The organism is Streptomyces sp. NPDC029151 (assembly GCF_055564315.1).
Genome location: NZ_JBVHWQ010000001.1, coordinates 1034560 through 1049256 on the forward strand (window position 1 = coordinate 1034560; position 14697 = coordinate 1049256).

18 protein-coding genes are annotated in these 14697 nt (G+C 73.0%); 4 read left to right on the forward strand and 14 right to left on the reverse strand.

The genetic code is table 11. From position 1 onward, the window contains the following. Positions 1-3: 3 nt before the first annotated feature. Positions 4-687: a histidine phosphatase family protein gene (locus ACZ4VF_RS04010; protein ID WP_467923023.1), complete on the reverse strand. Its 684-nt coding sequence runs from the start codon at positions 685-687 to the stop codon at positions 4-6. Positions 688-761: 74 nt separating this feature from the next. Here ACZ4VF_RS04010 and ACZ4VF_RS04015 point away from each other — a divergent pair, with 74 nt between their 5' ends. The 3 genes from ACZ4VF_RS04015 (at position 762) to ACZ4VF_RS04025 (ending at position 3444) form a co-directional block, all read left to right on the forward strand. Beyond that, positions 762-2252: a phosphatase PAP2 family protein gene (locus ACZ4VF_RS04015; protein WP_467923025.1), complete on the forward strand. Its 1491-nt coding sequence runs from the start codon at positions 762-764 to the stop codon at positions 2250-2252. Between the two features lie 157 nt (positions 2253-2409). Further along, positions 2410-3231: a class I SAM-dependent methyltransferase gene (locus ACZ4VF_RS04020; RefSeq protein WP_467923026.1), complete on the forward strand. Its 822-nt coding sequence runs from the start codon at positions 2410-2412 to the stop codon at positions 3229-3231. 42 nt (positions 3232-3273) lie between these two features. Further along, positions 3274-3444: a hydrophobic protein gene (locus ACZ4VF_RS04025; RefSeq protein ID WP_467923028.1), complete on the forward strand. Its 171-nt coding sequence runs from the start codon at positions 3274-3276 to the stop codon at positions 3442-3444. A 35-nt stretch (positions 3445-3479) separates the two neighbouring features. On the opposite strand, the gene ACZ4VF_RS04030 is transcribed toward ACZ4VF_RS04025, so the two are convergent. The 13 genes from ACZ4VF_RS04030 to ACZ4VF_RS04090 all read right to left on the reverse strand — a co-directional run bounded on the left by ACZ4VF_RS04030 (position 3480) and on the right by ACZ4VF_RS04090 (position 13437). Next, the gene (locus tag ACZ4VF_RS04030) at positions 3480-3776 is read right to left on the reverse strand and encodes a gas vesicle protein K (RefSeq protein ID WP_467923030.1); all 297 of its coding nucleotides are present in this window, start codon (positions 3774-3776) and stop codon (positions 3480-3482) included. Next, on the reverse strand, positions 3773-3961 hold the full coding sequence (locus ACZ4VF_RS04035) for a gas vesicle protein (RefSeq protein WP_467923032.1): 189 nt from the start codon (positions 3959-3961) through the stop codon (positions 3773-3775). The genes ACZ4VF_RS04030 and ACZ4VF_RS04035 overlap by 4 nt, the downstream gene beginning before the upstream one ends. Beyond that, positions 3958-4827, reverse strand: coding sequence for a GvpL/GvpF family gas vesicle protein (locus ACZ4VF_RS04040; protein WP_467923033.1), 870 nt, complete (start codon positions 4825-4827; stop codon positions 3958-3960). Before ACZ4VF_RS04040 ends, ACZ4VF_RS04035 begins: the two co-directional genes overlap by 4 nt. Further along, on the reverse strand, positions 4824-5171 hold the full coding sequence (locus ACZ4VF_RS04045; RefSeq protein ID WP_467923035.1) for a gas vesicle protein: 348 nt from the start codon (positions 5169-5171) through the stop codon (positions 4824-4826). Before ACZ4VF_RS04045 ends, ACZ4VF_RS04040 begins: the two co-directional genes overlap by 4 nt. Continuing rightward, positions 5168-6421, reverse strand: coding sequence for an SRPBCC family protein (locus tag ACZ4VF_RS04050; RefSeq protein ID WP_467923037.1), 1254 nt, complete (start codon positions 6419-6421; stop codon positions 5168-5170). Before ACZ4VF_RS04050 ends, ACZ4VF_RS04045 begins: the two co-directional genes overlap by 4 nt. After that, positions 6418-7059: a DNA primase gene (locus ACZ4VF_RS04055; RefSeq protein WP_467923039.1), complete on the reverse strand. Its 642-nt coding sequence runs from the start codon at positions 7057-7059 to the stop codon at positions 6418-6420. The genes ACZ4VF_RS04050 and ACZ4VF_RS04055 overlap by 4 nt, the downstream gene beginning before the upstream one ends. 1 nt (position 7060) lies before the next feature. Beyond that, the gene (locus tag ACZ4VF_RS04060) at positions 7061-7318 is read right to left on the reverse strand and encodes a gas vesicle protein GvpG (RefSeq protein WP_467923041.1); all 258 of its coding nucleotides are present in this window, start codon (positions 7316-7318) and stop codon (positions 7061-7063) included. A 31-nt stretch (positions 7319-7349) separates the two neighbouring features. Then, complete coding sequence (locus ACZ4VF_RS04065; RefSeq protein ID WP_467923043.1) at positions 7350-8120, reverse strand: GvpL/GvpF family gas vesicle protein; 771 nt, start codon at positions 8118-8120, stop codon at positions 7350-7352. Beyond that, positions 8117-8536, reverse strand: a complete 420-nt coding sequence (locus tag ACZ4VF_RS04070; RefSeq protein WP_467923045.1) for a gas vesicle structural protein GvpA — start codon at positions 8534-8536, stop codon at positions 8117-8119. The genes ACZ4VF_RS04065 and ACZ4VF_RS04070 overlap by 4 nt, the downstream gene beginning before the upstream one ends. 66 nt (positions 8537-8602) lie before the next feature. Beyond that, a complete protein-coding gene (locus ACZ4VF_RS04075; protein ID WP_467923046.1) occupies positions 8603-8995 on the reverse strand; it encodes a gas vesicle protein GvpO in 393 nt (130 codons plus the stop codon). 45 nt (positions 8996-9040) lie between these two features. Continuing rightward, the gene (gene ligD / locus ACZ4VF_RS04080) at positions 9041-9976 is read right to left on the reverse strand and encodes a non-homologous end-joining DNA ligase (RefSeq protein ID WP_467923048.1); all 936 of its coding nucleotides are present in this window, start codon (positions 9974-9976) and stop codon (positions 9041-9043) included. Then, on the reverse strand, positions 9973-11820 hold the full coding sequence (locus ACZ4VF_RS04085; protein WP_467923049.1) for a transketolase: 1848 nt from the start codon (positions 11818-11820) through the stop codon (positions 9973-9975). Before ACZ4VF_RS04085 ends, ligD begins: the two co-directional genes overlap by 4 nt. 42 nt (positions 11821-11862) lie before the next feature. Next, positions 11863-13437: an NAD(P)/FAD-dependent oxidoreductase gene (locus ACZ4VF_RS04090; RefSeq protein WP_467923051.1), complete on the reverse strand. Its 1575-nt coding sequence runs from the start codon at positions 13435-13437 to the stop codon at positions 11863-11865. Between the two features lie 214 nt (positions 13438-13651). Between ACZ4VF_RS04090 and ACZ4VF_RS04095 the strand changes: the two genes are divergently transcribed. Continuing rightward, the gene (locus ACZ4VF_RS04095; protein ID WP_467923052.1) at positions 13652-14608 is read left to right on the forward strand and encodes an LLM class F420-dependent oxidoreductase; all 957 of its coding nucleotides are present in this window, start codon (positions 13652-13654) and stop codon (positions 14606-14608) included. Positions 14609-14697: the final 89 nt, after the last annotated feature.

The following is a 14697-nucleotide window of genomic DNA, read 5'->3' on the forward strand; positions in this document are numbered from 1 at the left end:
CCGTTATGCGACGCCGCCGCCCGCTCCCGGCCGGCCGGCCGCGCCCAGCGCCTCGCCCGCCGGGCCGCTCCCGCCCGCCGGTTCCACGGTGGCACCCTCCCAGGACACGGCCTTCCAGCCGTCGGAGGGAGAGCCTTCGAGGACGACCACGCCGGTGTTCTCCAGGGGGCGGGCGGCGGCGAAGGCGACGTCGACGTTGCCGGCGCGGGCCGCGGTCCACACGCGGATCGCGGCACCGTGGCTGACCATGGCGACGGCCCGGGCCCCGCTCGCGGCGGCCTCGGCGACCACGGTGTCGAACCGGGCGAGGGCCTCCTCGCCGCTCTCCCCGCCGGGCATGCGCAGCGCGGTGTCGCCGGCCGCCCACGCGAACACCGTCCGCAGGTACCGCCGGCCCTCCGGGCTGTCCCCGGGCAGCATCTCCAGGTCGCCGGCGGACAGCTCGCGGATACCGGCGCGCACGGTCACGTCCAGGCCGCGGGCGGCGGCCAGCGGCGCGGCGGTCAGCTGGGTGCGGACCAGCGTGGAGGCGTAGAGCGCCTCGACGTCCTCACCGGCGAGCGCCTGGGGCAGCGCGGCGGCCTGCGCCTCGCCGAGCGGGGTCAGCCCGGGGCCGGGCACGGCGGTGTCCAGCAGGTGCTCCACGTTGGACGGGGTCTGGCCGTGGCGGACGAGCAGCAGGCGCATCCGGGTTCTCCTCCCGCGCCGGCGGCCGGCGCGCCGGGACACAAGAAACGGGCACTTCAGGGTAACCGCACCCCATGAGCCCAGACCTGGACCTGACGTCGGCCGCGACCGCCGCCCGCACCCCGCTGCGTACGCTTCTCGATCTCGACGGCCGGCTGTTCGAGGCCGCCGCGTCCTGGCGCTGGCCCGGCGCCGAGCACGTCCTGCCGCGTCTGAGCCGCGGCGCGAACCACGGCGTGCTGTGGTTCGCGACGGCCGCCGCGATGGCCGCGAGCCGTACGCCCAGGGCCCGCCGGGCGGCGGTGCGGGGGGTGGCCTCGCTCGCCGTGGCCTCGCTGACCGTCAACACGCTGGGCAAGCGCTCGGTGCGCCGTGCCCGGCCCGTGCTGGACCCGGTGCCGCTGGTGCGACAGCTGAAGCGGCAGCCGATCACCACGTCCTTCCCGTCCGGGCACGCGGCGTCCGCGGCGGCCTTCGCGACCGGTGTGGCCCTGGAGTCCCCGGCCTGGGGCGCGGCGGTGGCGCCGGCCGCGTTCTCGGTGGCGGCGTCCCGCGTGTACACGGGCGTGCACTTCCCGAGCGACGTGCTGGCCGGGGCGGCTCTCGGCGCGGGCGCCGCGTTCCTGGTACGGCGCCTGGTGCCGGCCCGCACCCAGGTCCGGCGGCCCGCCCGGCCGCGGACCGAGGCCCCGGCGCTGCCGGAGGGCGAGGGCCTGGTGATGGTCGCGAACCAGGCGTCGGGGACCGCGGAGCGGGTGCGGGCGCTGCACGACGCGCTGCCGCGGGCGGAGATCGTCGAGTGCGCGCCGGAGGAGGTCGGGGACGAGCTGGAGAAGGCGGCGGCCCGGGCACGGGTGCTCGGGGTGTGCGGCGGCGACGGCACGGTGAACGCGGCGGCCGAGGTCGCCCTGCGGCACGGTCTGCCGCTCGCTGTGCTGCCGGGCGGCACCCTCAACCACTTCGCCTACGACCTCGGTGTGGAGGACGAACGCCGGCTGGCCCATGCGATCCGGCACGGCGAGGCGGTCCGGGTGGACGCCGGCCGGTTCACCACCCGCGGCACCAGCGGCCTGTTCCTCAACACGCTGAGCCTGGGCGTGTACCCGGAGCTGGTGCGGGCGCGCGAGCGCTGGTCCTCCCGGATCGGCGGCTGGCCGGCCGGGGTGCTCGGCGCGCTGCGCGTGCTGCGCGCCGACCGGCATCCGCTGGAGGTGGAGGCGGGCGGGAGGCGGCGGCCCCTGTGGCTGCTGTTCGTCGGCAACGGCGTCTACCACCGCATGGGTCTCGCGCCGGGCCGGCGTACCGATCTGGCGGACGGTCTGCTGGACGTGCGGGTGGTGCACAGCAGCCGCCGGCCCGCGCTGCGGCTGCTCGCCGCGGCCCTGGCCGGCCCGCTGACCCGCTCCCCCGGGCACGCGGCGGTGCAGGTGAGGCGGCTGCGGCTGACCGGCATCACCCCGGGCACCCCGTTGGCCTACGACGGCGAGGTCACCGACGTCTCGGGCGAGATGCTGCTGGAGAAGCTGCCGGAGGCGTTGACGGTCTACCGTCCGCTGACGTTCTGACACCCGGTCGGCGACCGCTGCCCGCAAGCACGCCTGACGACGCGTCAGTCCACATTCCAATACGGCTATCTCATCATTCGGCATGCGCGCGTACCGTTGTCCTCGCACCGGCGGACGGGTCCGTCCGGTCCGCCTCCGAGGGTGAAGGGGTACAGCCATGCCGAAAGCGCGGGAGACCGCCGTCTACACGCACGGGCACCACGAGTCGGTGCTGCGTTCGCACACCTGGCGGACCGCCGCCAACTCCGCGGCCTATCTGCTCGGCGTGCTGAAGCCCCACATGCGCGTCCTGGACATCGGCTGCGGGCCCGGCACGATCACCGCCGACCTGGCGGCCCTGGTTCCCGACGGCCATGTCACCGGCGTCGACCGGGCGCCCGGCGTCCTGGAACAGGCCCGGGCCACCGCCGCCGCCCGCGGCGTGACGAACGTGGATTTCGCGGTGGCCGACGTCAACGGCCTGGACTACCCGGACGACAGCTTCTGCGTGGTCCACGCCCACCAGGTGCTCCAGCACGTGGGCGACCCCGTGCGGGCCCTGCGGGAGATGCACCGGGTGACGCGGCCCGGCGGGTTCATCGCCGTCCGGGACGCGGACTACGCGGCGATGACCTGGTATCCGGCGGTGCCCGGCCTGGACGACTGGCTGGACCTGTACGAGCGGGTGGCCCGGGCGGGCGGCGGCGAACCCGACGCCGGGCGCCGGCTGACGGCGTGGGCGCGGGCGGCCGGACTGAGGGAGATCACCTCGACCTCCGGCACGTGGACGTTCGCCACTCCCGAGGAGCGGGCTTGGTGGAGCGGCCTGTGGGCGGACCGCACGGTCGCCTCCGCGTACGCCGAGCGGGCCACGCAGGGGGGTCACGCGACGCCGGAGCAGCTGCGGGCCGTGGCGGAGGCCTGGCGGGACTGGGGCCGGCGGGAGGACGGCTGGTTCGCGGTCCTGCACGGAGAGATCCTGTGCCGGAAAGAGGCCTGATCCACGCATTTCGGGAAACTCGGGCCGCAGGAGGTTCAGACTATGGTTCCCATCCTGCTGGTACTGCTTCTGGTGCTGATTCTCTTCGGCGCCGGCTTCGCGTTGAAGATCCTGTGGTGGATCGCCCTGGCGGTGCTCGTCCTGTGGCTGCTGGGTTTCCTCGTCCGCGGTACGACGGCGGGCGGCGGCAGGGGCCGCTGGTACAGGTGGTGAGCGGGTGAGCGGCCCCCCGCGCCAGGCCGCGCCGGTCAGGCCCCGTCGCGGGGGAGCAGCGGTCCGAGCGGCCCGAGGTCCAGGTTCAGGTCCTCGGGCCGCAGGCCGTAGCGGTCCCGCAGTTCGGCCATCCGGTCCTCCAGCAGCATCAGGGTGAGCCCGATCCGCTCCTCCTGCTCCTCGGTCAGGTCACCCGTGTCGAAGCGGCGCACCGCCTGCCGCTCCATGAGCTGGCGCAGCAGCTCGACCACGGTCAGCACGAGCTTCACCAGGTCGCGTTCGACGGTGTCGGGTTCCAGGTCGAGACGTTTGCGCCGGCTCTGGGCGGTCATGCGAGCTCCTCGAAGGGCGACGGTACCTGCGCGTTCACGGAGCTGATCAGTGCGTTCAGGTCGATGCGGACGAGGTCGACGTCCGCGATGCGCAAGGTGATGTCGCCGGTGATGACGACTCCGCCGGCCAGCAGCCGGTCCAGCAGGTCGACCAGCGCGATCTCGCGACGCTCGACTACGGTCACCGCCCCTCCCCCGGTCCCGTTCCGGATTCCGCTCCGGAGGTCACACCGGATCCGGCTCCGGCCGCCGCCGCGGGTTCCGCTCCGGTCTCCGCCCCGTCCTGTGCTCCAGATTCCTCACCGGAGAACGAGTACGCGGCCCACGGGCCGGTGAGTTCGACCCTGATTCCCGGTGCTTCGTCCTTCGTCCGGTCCACGAGTTCCACGAATTCCTCGGAATGGGCTCGCGGCACGAGATAGGCGGCGTTGAGCACGTTCTGTCCCGTGGCGCCGGAGATCGCGGAGTTCTGCGGGCGGTGCAGCCGGACGTCCTCGGCCCGTTCGGTGAGGCGTCCGTGCAGGGAATGCGCGAACCGCTCGGCCCGCTGCCACCTCTCCTCCTGCGCGTGGCTGCGCTCGCGCCGGCTGCGCAGGTAGTCCCGCCCGCTGACGGGCCGCGCCGCGGCGGGCTCGGCCCGCGCGGGCTCGGGCTCGGGCTCCAGATACACCTTCACCCCCCACTCGACCCGGCCGTCCAGCCGGTCGAGCAGCCGCCGGAAGTCGTCCTCGCGGGCCTCGATCATCGTCCGGAGGGCGCTGTCGTCGCGGAAGACGGTCGCGAGCCGCAGCGGCAGCGGAGTGGTGACCGTGGTGAGCGCGTCGACCACCTGCTGGTGGGCGCGGGCGGTCGCGGCCAGCCAGTCCAGGTCCTCCAGATGGGCCTTCAGCGCCTCCTCGCAGAAGTCCGCCTCCGGGACCGTACTGACGACCGCGACCAGCCCGTGGTGGTGCAGCAGCGCCGCCGGGGCACCCGCGACACCCGTCAGCTGGGCCTGCAACGGCGTCCGGAAGGGGCGGCAGACGGCGTACACGTACCGCAGTCCTGTCATGGTGCCTCCTTCGGGGCGCGCCCCGACTCCAGTTCCTCCAGCCGCGCGAGCCGTTCGCGCAGCTCGGCGTTCTCCCGGGTCAGCTCGTCCCGGCGGGCCCGGGAGGAGAGCGCGGGGTCGGTCTCCCACCAGTCGATCCCCATCTCCTTGGCCTTGTCGACGGAGGCGACGATGAGCCGCAGTTTGATGGTGAGCAGTTCGATGTCGAGCAGGTTGATCCTGATGTCACCCGCGATGACGACACCCTTGTCGAGCACGCGCTCCAGGATGTCCGCGAGGTTGGCCCCCGAGCCCTGGCCGTAGGGCTCGGGGAATCGGCCGCCTTCGGGGAAGCGGCTCGTCATCGACGGCTCCCGCGCTCGGCGTACTCGGGCTCCTCTTCCTCGTACTCGTCCTCGTCCTCGTCCTCGTACTGCTCGTCGCCGCCCTCCTCGCCGTTCTCGTCCTCGGCCGCCTGGTCGCCGTTCTCGTCGTACTCGTCCTCGTACTCGTCCTCGTCCTCGTAGGAGCCCTCCTCGCCTTCCTCGCCGTTTTCGTCCTCGTCGGGCTCCTCCTCGGCCTCCGCCTCCGGTTCCTCTTCCCCGGAGTCCTCCCCGGCCTCTTCCTCTTCGCCCTCTTCCTCTTCGCCCTCTTCCTCGCCTTCTTCCTCTTCGTCTTCCCCGGGCTCCTCCGGAGCCTGGTCCTCGGACTCCTCGGACTCCTCGGACTCCTCGGCCGCGATCGCGTCCTCGTGGCTGCGGACCACCTCGCCGTCGCGTATCTCCCCGCGCCAGCCGTCCTCCGCCTCGCCCTTGAGGGTGATGAAGCGGGCGAAGTTCTTCAGGTCCAGCCTGGCCCGGCGGCCCTGGGCGCGCCAGATGTTGCCGGTCTTCTCGAAGAGGCCGGTGGGGTAGTACTCCATGACCAGCAGCACCCGGGTGAGGTTCTCCTCCAGGCGGTGGAAGGAGACCACACCCTTGGTGGTGCCCTTGGCGCCCTCGGAGGTCCACTGGATGCGGTAGTCGGGGATCTGCTCGGTCGTCTTGGCCTTCCAGCTACGGCTGGACCAGAAGATCTTCGCCTGCCAGTCGGAGTGGGTGTCGTCGGCGCGGCCGGCGCTCTTGACGCCCTTGGCGAAGGAGGAGAAGGACTGGTACTGGGTCCACTGGTCGTAGGCGGTGCGCAGCGGCACGCCGACGTCGACGGACTCCAGGATGACCATGGGCTTCTTGCCTGCGCCGCCCTTCTTGCCCTTGCCGCCGCCGAGGCTCTTCAGCGCACCCATGACGTTCTCCTTGGCGCGCGAGGCGCCCAGTTCCACGGCGGAGCGCACCGGGCCCTTGCCCTCGGCGAGCTTGCGCCCGCCCTCGAGCGCGAGTTTGGCGAACCCCGGGCTGTTGCCCTCGGCGATGTCGTTGAGCTTGACGGTGGTCTCGCCGAGCTTGCGGCCGAGCCCCGTCAGCATGCGCTGGGCCTGCGCGGACAGGTACTCCTGTACTTCTTCCTTCAGCCGGTCGGCTGCCTCACTGTGCGCGAGGCCGCTCAGCGGGCCGCCCGTGGCGGCCCCCGTGGCCTTGCCGGCCGCCGAGGTGGCGGATCCGAGGGTGTCGGTCATCGGTCATCGCCGCCTTTCGACTGCCGGGAGGCGGAGCGGGAGGCCGCGTCCCCAGCCGAAGCCGTCTTCTTCGCGGCCGTCTTGCGGGCCGCGCTCGTCTTCTTGGCCGCCGTCTTCTTCGCGGGAGCCGTCTTCTTGGCCGCGGCCTTCTTGGCCGCCGTCTTCTTCGCCGGAGCCTTCCGGGCCGGCTCCTCGTCGCCCGAGCGGTCGTCCCGCGACCTCTTCCCGCGACGCTCCTCGTCGCGGTCGCCGGCGGGCTCCCGGGAACCCTCCTCCTCGCCGTCCTCCTCGTCCGGCTCCTCGTCGGACCCGGACGGCACGATGCCGGACAGCTGGTCGCGCACCTGCGCCGTGCGGCCGTGCAGCCGGTCGGCGAGCGCGTTGATCTGCCGTTCGGCGACCGCGCCGGATGCCGCCTTGCCGACGCCCCGCAGGTCCTGGCGCAGCTGGTCGCCGATCTCCTTGAACTGCGGATTGTTCTTCAGCTGCTGGTTCACCAGGTCCGCGAGCATGCGCGGGCTGAGGTTCAGCTTCTTCCCCGCCACCAGGGAGCCGACCGCGAGGGCCATTTTGAGTTTCTTGGTACGTCCGAGCATGTATCCGGCCCCTACGGCGAGGCCCAATGCGGTTCGGTTCATGTCACGTCCCGTTGCCTGTGGTGTCGCCGGAGCGCATCGTGGTCTCCAGCCGGTCGAGGAGTTCGTCCTCGCGTCGGTCGAACTCCTCCGCGGTGATCTCGCCGGCCTCCAACTGCTCTTCCAGGCGGGCGAGTTCGGCCCGTACGGTGGCGGGGTCGTAGTAGATCCGTTCCGCCTCGCGGAGCACCTGCCTGACGGCCCACGCGCTGCCGCGCACGGGTGCGAACGGCAGCATCAGCACTTCGCTGATCAGCCCCATGGCGTTCTCCTTTCCGTCCGGGCCGAGAGCGCTACTGCGCGCCGGCGTCCGCGCCGGCCGTGCTGCCGGCGGGCTGTGCCGGGCCGGGCTCGACGAAGCTGTACGGCGGCAGCGGCCCGTTGACCCTCAGCTCCAGATGGGGGTGGCTCTTGCGGACCTGCTCGGCGGTGGCGAGGAACTCCTCGGCCGTGCTCCGGGCCACCAGGAACGACACGTTCAGCAGCCAGCCGGTGGACTCGGGGCCCACGCTGACGGCGGAGGCGGACGGTGCGAGCAGCCCCTGGACCTCCTGCGCGTCCTCGGCCTCCCTGGCCTTCACGGCGGAGGCGACCATCTCACCGAGGCGGATCTTGTCGTCGTAGCTGCCACCACCGGCCCTGCGGTTGGCCTCGGCGAGGGCGCGGACGTCCGCGTTCTCGGCCATCACCAGGTGCAGGACGGCCTCCTCGACGTGCGTGGCCTTGACGTTGTACTCGACCTTGCCGTCCAGCTCGCGCAGCCGCTCCAGATAGTGGTCGGTCCGCTCGGTGAGCACCTGGGTGACGGCGTCGTCGTCGTCGGCGACGCTGCCGAACCGCATCGGCAGCACACAGCCGCCCGCGCCCGCCTCGGCGAGCACGTTCTGGTGCGCCAGCAGGTCCCGGCGCTTGGGGCGCAGGTCCTCGGGAGCGTCACTGACCACGGCGGCCAGGTCACCCGCGGTGAGCACGCGGATGGTGCGCGGCGGCTCGCCCACCCCGGTCATGCCCTCGGGCAGCGCCGGGTGGGACCGGGCGGTGATCCCGTAGACGTAGGTGCTCACTCCTGCTCCTCCTTACGGCGCGCCGGAGCCTTCCGGCGCGGCCTGGACTCGGTCTCCCCTTCCTGGCGCGCCTGGTTGAAGGCGTCGGATATGGTCTGCGCGGCGCCGGACAGCGCGCCCTTGGACTTGCCGCGGGCGCCGGACTCGGTGATCTCGCCCACGAGGTCGGGCAGGCCCGGGTTCTTGTGCGGACCCGACTCCAGGTCCAGGCGGTTGCACGCCTCGGCGAAGCGCAGGTAGGTGTCGACGCTGGCCACGACGACGCGGACGTCGATCTTCAGGATCTCGATGCCGACCAGGGAGACGCGGACGAACGCGTCGATCACGAGCCCTCGGTCCAGGACCAGCTCAAGTACGTCGTAGAGGCCGCTGCTGCCGCCTCCGCCTCCGGTCTGCTGTGCCGGAACAACAGTCATGCCGGCGATTCCTCCTCCTGCGTAGTGGGTGCACGGTCTTCGCGGGCGGGAAGCACGCGCCGTGGCTCAGCGGCCACCGCGCGCATCGGCCCTGCCGCGTTCGTAGCGGCGGACACGGCGGTAGCCGGTGAGCTGGCCCTCCGGGTCGAGCTCGACCTGGTAGCTCGCCATCAGGCTCATCGTGTCCGGGACCCGGGCGAGTTCCAGGACCTCGACCTCCACGGCCCAGCCGTCCTCGGTCTCCTCGAAGGAGGAGACGGACTCGGGAGTGTGTCCGGTGAGCTCGGCGAGCTGGCTGCGCGCCTGGCGCAGCACCTCCATGGGGGTCGGCCGCCGGCTCTTCGCCTCGCGGTGGGTTCCGCCCTGCGTGTCGTGCGTGTTGTCGGAGTTCTGGGAGTGCTGAGAGTCCTGTGCTTTCTGTGAACTCTGTGAATCCGATGTGCTGTTTGTGTTCGACATGGCCACCTCTCCCCTGCGTGTGGCCGTTCCTCCCTTGGCCAAACCTCAGGAGCGCAAGTCGTCGAGACGGCGTCTGGCCGGGGCCAGGGAGCGGCCACGGTGGGGCAGGTCGCCCCACGGTTGGGTCCGGGCCTGGTCAAGGGCGTCGGCGATGTTCCACCGGCGGGCGTCCAGCGCCGGATCGTCCACCTGTTCCCAGGCTAGGGGTACGGCGACCGGGGCGCCCGGGCGGCCTCGGACGGTGTAGGGGGCGACGGCGGTCTGGGCGTAGCCGTTGCGCTGCACGTCCAGGTAGAGGCGGTCCGCCCGGTCCTGCTTGCGGGCCGCCGTGGTGAGCCGGTCGGGGTGCCGGGAGGCGGCCAGCCCGGCGACGTCGTGGGCGAACCGCCGCACCGCGTCGAAGTCGTCGCGGCCGTCCAGCGGGACGACGAGGTGCAGGCCGCGCGAGCCGGTGGTCATGGGTGCCACGGGCAGGCCCAGCTCGTCCAGCAGCTCACGCATCCAGCGGGCCGCGTCCCGGACGGCGGCGAAGTCGTCCCCGGCCGGATCTAGGTCGAAGACCAGCCGGTCGGGGTGGTCGGGGCCGCCGGCCCGGTCGGTGCGCGACAGCCAGCGGTGCAGGGTGACACAGGCCTGGTCGGCGAGGTAGAGGAGGGTGGCGGTGTCGTCGCAGACGACGTGCGTGACCGTGCCGCCCTCCTTGGCCAGCTCGGCGCGGGTGATCCACCGCGGGTAGTGGTCCGGGGTGTTCTTCTGCATGAAGCGCTGGCCGTCCAGGCCGTCCGGATACCGCTCCAGCATCAGCGGACGGCCCCGCAGGTGCGGCAGCATGTACGGCGCGACGGACCGGTAGTAGTCGGCGAGGTCGCCCTTGGTGTACTCCTTCGCGCCCCCGCCGCCGGGGAAGAGCACCTTCCCCGGCCGCTGGATCTCCACCGTACGGCGTCCCGCCCGCAGGGTCCGCGCGTCACCGGGGCTCATCGCACGACCGCCTCCTCCACCAGCAGCCTGGCCGCCGCCGTGATGCCCACGGCGTCGATGCCGGCCGCGTGCAGCTGCTCGTCGGGCGCGGCGGAGCCCGGCATGGTGCGCACCGCGAGCCGCACCAGGCGGGGCGTGGGGCGGCCGTCGCCGAACGCCTCCGCGACGGCGTCCCCGAGGCCGCCCTCCGGGTGGTGGTCCTCGACGGTGAGCAGGCAGCCGGTGTCCTCGGCCGCCCGGTGCAGGGTCGCGGCGTCGACGGGCTTGACCGAGTACAGGTCGATCACCCGCACCCGGATGCCGTCGGCGGCGAGCCGGTCGGCGGCGGCCAGCGCCTCGGGGACGGTCGCCCCGGCCGCGACGACCGTCAGCCGGTCCTCGTCGCTGGAGCGCAGCGTCTTGCTGCCGCCGACCGGGAACTCCTCGTCGGGGCCGTAGATCACCGGGGTCTTGCCGCGGGAGGTGCGCAGGTAGCGGATGCCGTCCAGGCCGGCCATGGCCGCGACCAGCCGGGCGGTCTGGTTGGCGTCGCAGGGGTACAGCACGGTCGAGCCGTACACGGACCGGAACATCGCGAGGTCCTCCAGGCCCATCTGGGAGGGCCCGTCCTGCCCGATCGCGACACCGGCGTGCGAGCCGACCAGGTTGAGGCCGGAGCCGCTGATGGAGGCCATCCGCACGAAGTCGTGGGCGCGGGTGAGGAACGCGGCGAACGTCGAGGCGAACGGCGTCCAGCCGCGCGCGGCCATGCCGACCGCCGTGGCGACGAGCTGCTGCTCGGCGATGTAGCACTCGAAGAACCGGTCGGGGTGCGCCTTGGCGAACTCCTCGGTGCGGGTGGAGTCGCCGACCTCGCCGTCCAGCGCGACGACGTCGCCACGGGCGGTGCCGAGCGCCGCGAGGGCCGTGCCGAAGGCGTCCCGGGTCGCGACCTCGTCGCCCTGGTCGTAGCGGGGCAGCTGGACGGCCTCGGTGGTGAGGGAGCGCAGCGCGGCGGCGGCCTGCGGTTCGGACACCCGCACGTGCAGGTCGCGCTGACCGCCGAGTTCCGCGATGGCCTCCTCGGCCTCGGGCAGCGGCTTGCCGTGCAGGCCCTCGCGGTCCTCCACGGCGGCCACGCCCTTGCCCTTCAGGGTGCGGGCGAGGATCGCGGTGGGCTGCCCGGTGGTGGACAGCGCCTCCCCGTAGGCCCGGTCGATGGCGTCGACGTCGTGGCCGTCGATCTCGATGGTGTGCCAGTCGAAGGCCTGGAAGCGGCGGGCGTAGGCGTCCAGGTCGTGGCCGTGCCGGGTGGGGCCGCGCTGGCCGAGCCGGTTGGCGTCGACGATGACGATCAGGTTGTCGAGGTTCTCGTGACCGGCGTGTTCGGCGGCCTCCCACACCGAGCCCTCCGCCATCTCGCTGTCGCCGCACAGCACCCACACCCGGTAGCCGGTGCGGTCCAGCCGCTTCCCGGCGAGCGCGATGCCGACGCCGACGGGCAGGCCCTGGCCGAGCGAGCCGGTGGCCGTCTCCACCCACGGCAGGCGGCGGGGCGTCGGATGGCCCTCCAGCCGGCTGCCGATCTTGCGGAAGGTGACCAGCTCGCCGTCCTCGATCGCGCCGGCCGCCTTGTACGCGGCGTACAGCAGGGGCGAGGCGTGTCCCTTGGACAGCACGAACCGGTCGTTCGCGGGGTGTTCGGGGCGCTCGAAGTCGTAGCGGAGGTGATGGGCGAGCAGGACGGCCAGCAGATCGGCGGCGGACATCGAGGACGTGGGGTGTCCGGATCCCGCGGCGGCGGACGCCCGCACGCTGTCCACACGCAGCTGCTGGCCCAGTTCGGCGAGTTCGTCGGTCTTCATGGATCTCCTCTGTCTCGTGGCGCTGTGGCGCTGTGGCGCGCCTCAGTCGCGGTCCGCGGGGTCGGGGGCGTCGGTGCGCCTGACGGGCCCGGGCGCCGGATGGTCCGGGCCGCCCGGCCGGCTCTTCGCGGGCTCCCCGCCCGGCTGGTTCCTGGCCGGTTCGCCGCCCGGCTGGTTCCTCGCCGGTTCACCGCCCGGCTGGTTCCTCGCGGGCTCGGTGGCCGTCCGCCGTTCCGGTTCCGGTTCCGGTCTGTGTGTCGACTCGTGCGTCATGGGTTCCTCTCCTGCCTGGACGGACGGCCGCTGCGAGCCGTCCGGTACCCGCGCCAGTTCCGGTGACGCCGTGTCCAACGGCACCGACCAGGCCCGTACGAGGCCCAACTGGACGCCCTGGCGCGGAAGGAGGGCGTCCAGCAGCCAGTCGGCGGCGACCCGGACGCGGTTGCCGGGCAGCGCGGCCAGGTGGTAGCCGCGGGTCACGGCGCCGGCCGCCGGGCCCGACAGCGGGACGCCGAACGGGTTGGCCGCGGCCCGGGCCCCGCCCAGGTCGACGGCGAAGCCCAGGTCCCGGTGGCGGTACGGGCGCCGGCGCCGGCCGAGGCCGAGCGAGCCGGCCACGTTCTCCCCGGCCACCCGGCCCTGCCGCCAGGCGTGCTGGGCCGTCATGGGGGTGAACTCCCCGGGGCGCTCCAGGTCGGGCACGGCGGCCGCGTCCCCGCAGGCGTACACGTCGGTGCGACCGGGCAGTTGCAGGTACGGGTCCACGATCAGCCGTCCGCGTTCCAGCGGCTGCCCGACGGTCTCCACCAGCGGATCGGGCCGTACGCCCACGCACCACACCAGGGTCCGGGAGGCGACGGACTCCCCGTCGCTGAGCAGCACCCCGTCCCGGGTGGCCTCCTTCACCGAGGTGCCCGTCCGTACGTCGACGCCCCGCCCCCGCAGCACCCGGTCGGCGGTGCGGGAGAGCCGCTCGTCCAGCTCGGGCAGCACGCGCGGTGCCACGTCCAGCAGCATCCAGCGGGGGCGCACGCCGCCGGGCGGCGGGTGCCGGCGGGCCAGCCGGCCGGTGAGCATCTGCAGCTGGGCGGCCACCTCGGTGCCGGTGTAGCCGGCGCCGACCACCACGAAGGTGCACCGGGCGGCGCTCGTGTCCGGGTCGCTCTCGTCGGCGGCGAGTTCCACCTGGCGGGTCACGTGGTCGCGCAGGTACAGCGCCTCGGGCAGCCCGCGGAACCCGTGCGCGTGCTCGGCGACACCCGGGATCGGCAGCAGCTTGTCGACGCTGCCGACGGCCAGCACCAGCCGGTCGTAACCGAGGCTGCCGGCACCGCCCTCGGGGCCGCGGTAATAAACGGTGCGCCCGTCCAGGTCGACCCCGTCGGCCTCGCCGAGCACCAGGCGGACCCCGCGCAGTGTGCCCGGCAGCGACACGGTGACCCGCCGCGCCTCCAGGACCCCGGCGGCGACCTGCGGCAGCAGCGGAAGGTACAGGAAGTAGTCGGTCGGGTTCAGCACGGTGACGTCGGCCCGGTCCCGGGTCAGCCGGGCCAGGGTGCGGGCGGCCCGGTACCCGGCGAAACCGGCGCCGATGATCACCACGCGAGGTCGGCTCACGGTGCGCCTCCGGCGGTGTGGCTCGTCCGAGGTCTTCCGCGTAACCGGGGCCGGGGCACCCAAACGCCGGGCGGCTCACCCGTACGCCGGTCCGGGCACCCCGACGCCCTCGCCGCCGCGCGCCGCCATGCCGGCGTTTCGCCCGGTCGCCGACGGTTACCCGGGCCGGGACCGGATCACCCCCCATGAGCTTCGCCCGCGCGGAGGTTCCCCCATGCCCGAGTACGGCTATTTCCTGGCGAGCGAGGAGCACAGCCCCGCTGCCCTGATCGAGCAGGCCCGGATGGCCGAACAGGCCGGTTTCCAGGCGCTGTGGATCTCCGACCACTTCCATCCGTGGAACGACGCGCAGGGGCAGAGCCCGTTCGTGTGGTCGGTGATCGGGGCGCTGTCGGAGGCGGTGTCGCTGCCCATCGAGACGGCGGTGACCTGCCCGACCATCCGCACGCACCCGGCGGTCGTGGCCCAGGCCGCGGCGACCAGCGCGGTGATGACCGAGGGCCGCTTCCGGCTGGGCGTGGGCACCGGCGAGGCGCTGAACGAGCACATCCTCGGCGACCGCTGGCCCCCGCTGCACGTGCGCCTGGAGATGCTGGAGGAGTCGATCCAGGTGATGCGCCGGCTGTTCACCGGCGAGGAGGTCAACCACCACGGCACCTACTACACCGTGGAGAACGCCCGCCTCTACACCGTCCCCGACGAACCGGTCCCCATCGACATCTCCGGTTTCGGCCCCAAGGCGACGGCACTCGCCGCCCGCGTGGGCGACGGCTACATCACGATGATGCCGGAGGAGGAGATGGTCACCCGGTTCCGCAAGGGCGGCGGCGGGGCCAAGCTGGTCAGCGGCGGCACGAAGGTCTGCTATGGCACCGACCGAGACGCGTGTGTCCGTACGGTGCACAGGCTCTGGTACAACGAGCTGCTGCCCGGCGAGATGGGGCAGGTGCTGCCCTCGCCGCGGCACTTCGAGCAGCTGCAGGAGCTGGTCACCGAGGACATGGTCCGGGAGAAGACGGTGTGCGGGGACGACGTGGACGCGCATGTCGCGGCGCTGCGGGCGTTCGACGACGCCGGGTTCGACCGGGTGTACGTGAACCAGATCGGGCCGGACCAGCGGGGCTTCTTCGACTTCTACCGGACGAAGGTGCTGCCCCAGCTCAACGGATGAGCGGAAACGGCAGGGGGAGGGCGGGGCCGCAGCCCCGCCCTCCCCCTGTCTCTGTGTATCTCCGTGTATCTCTGTCGGATCTCTGTCGG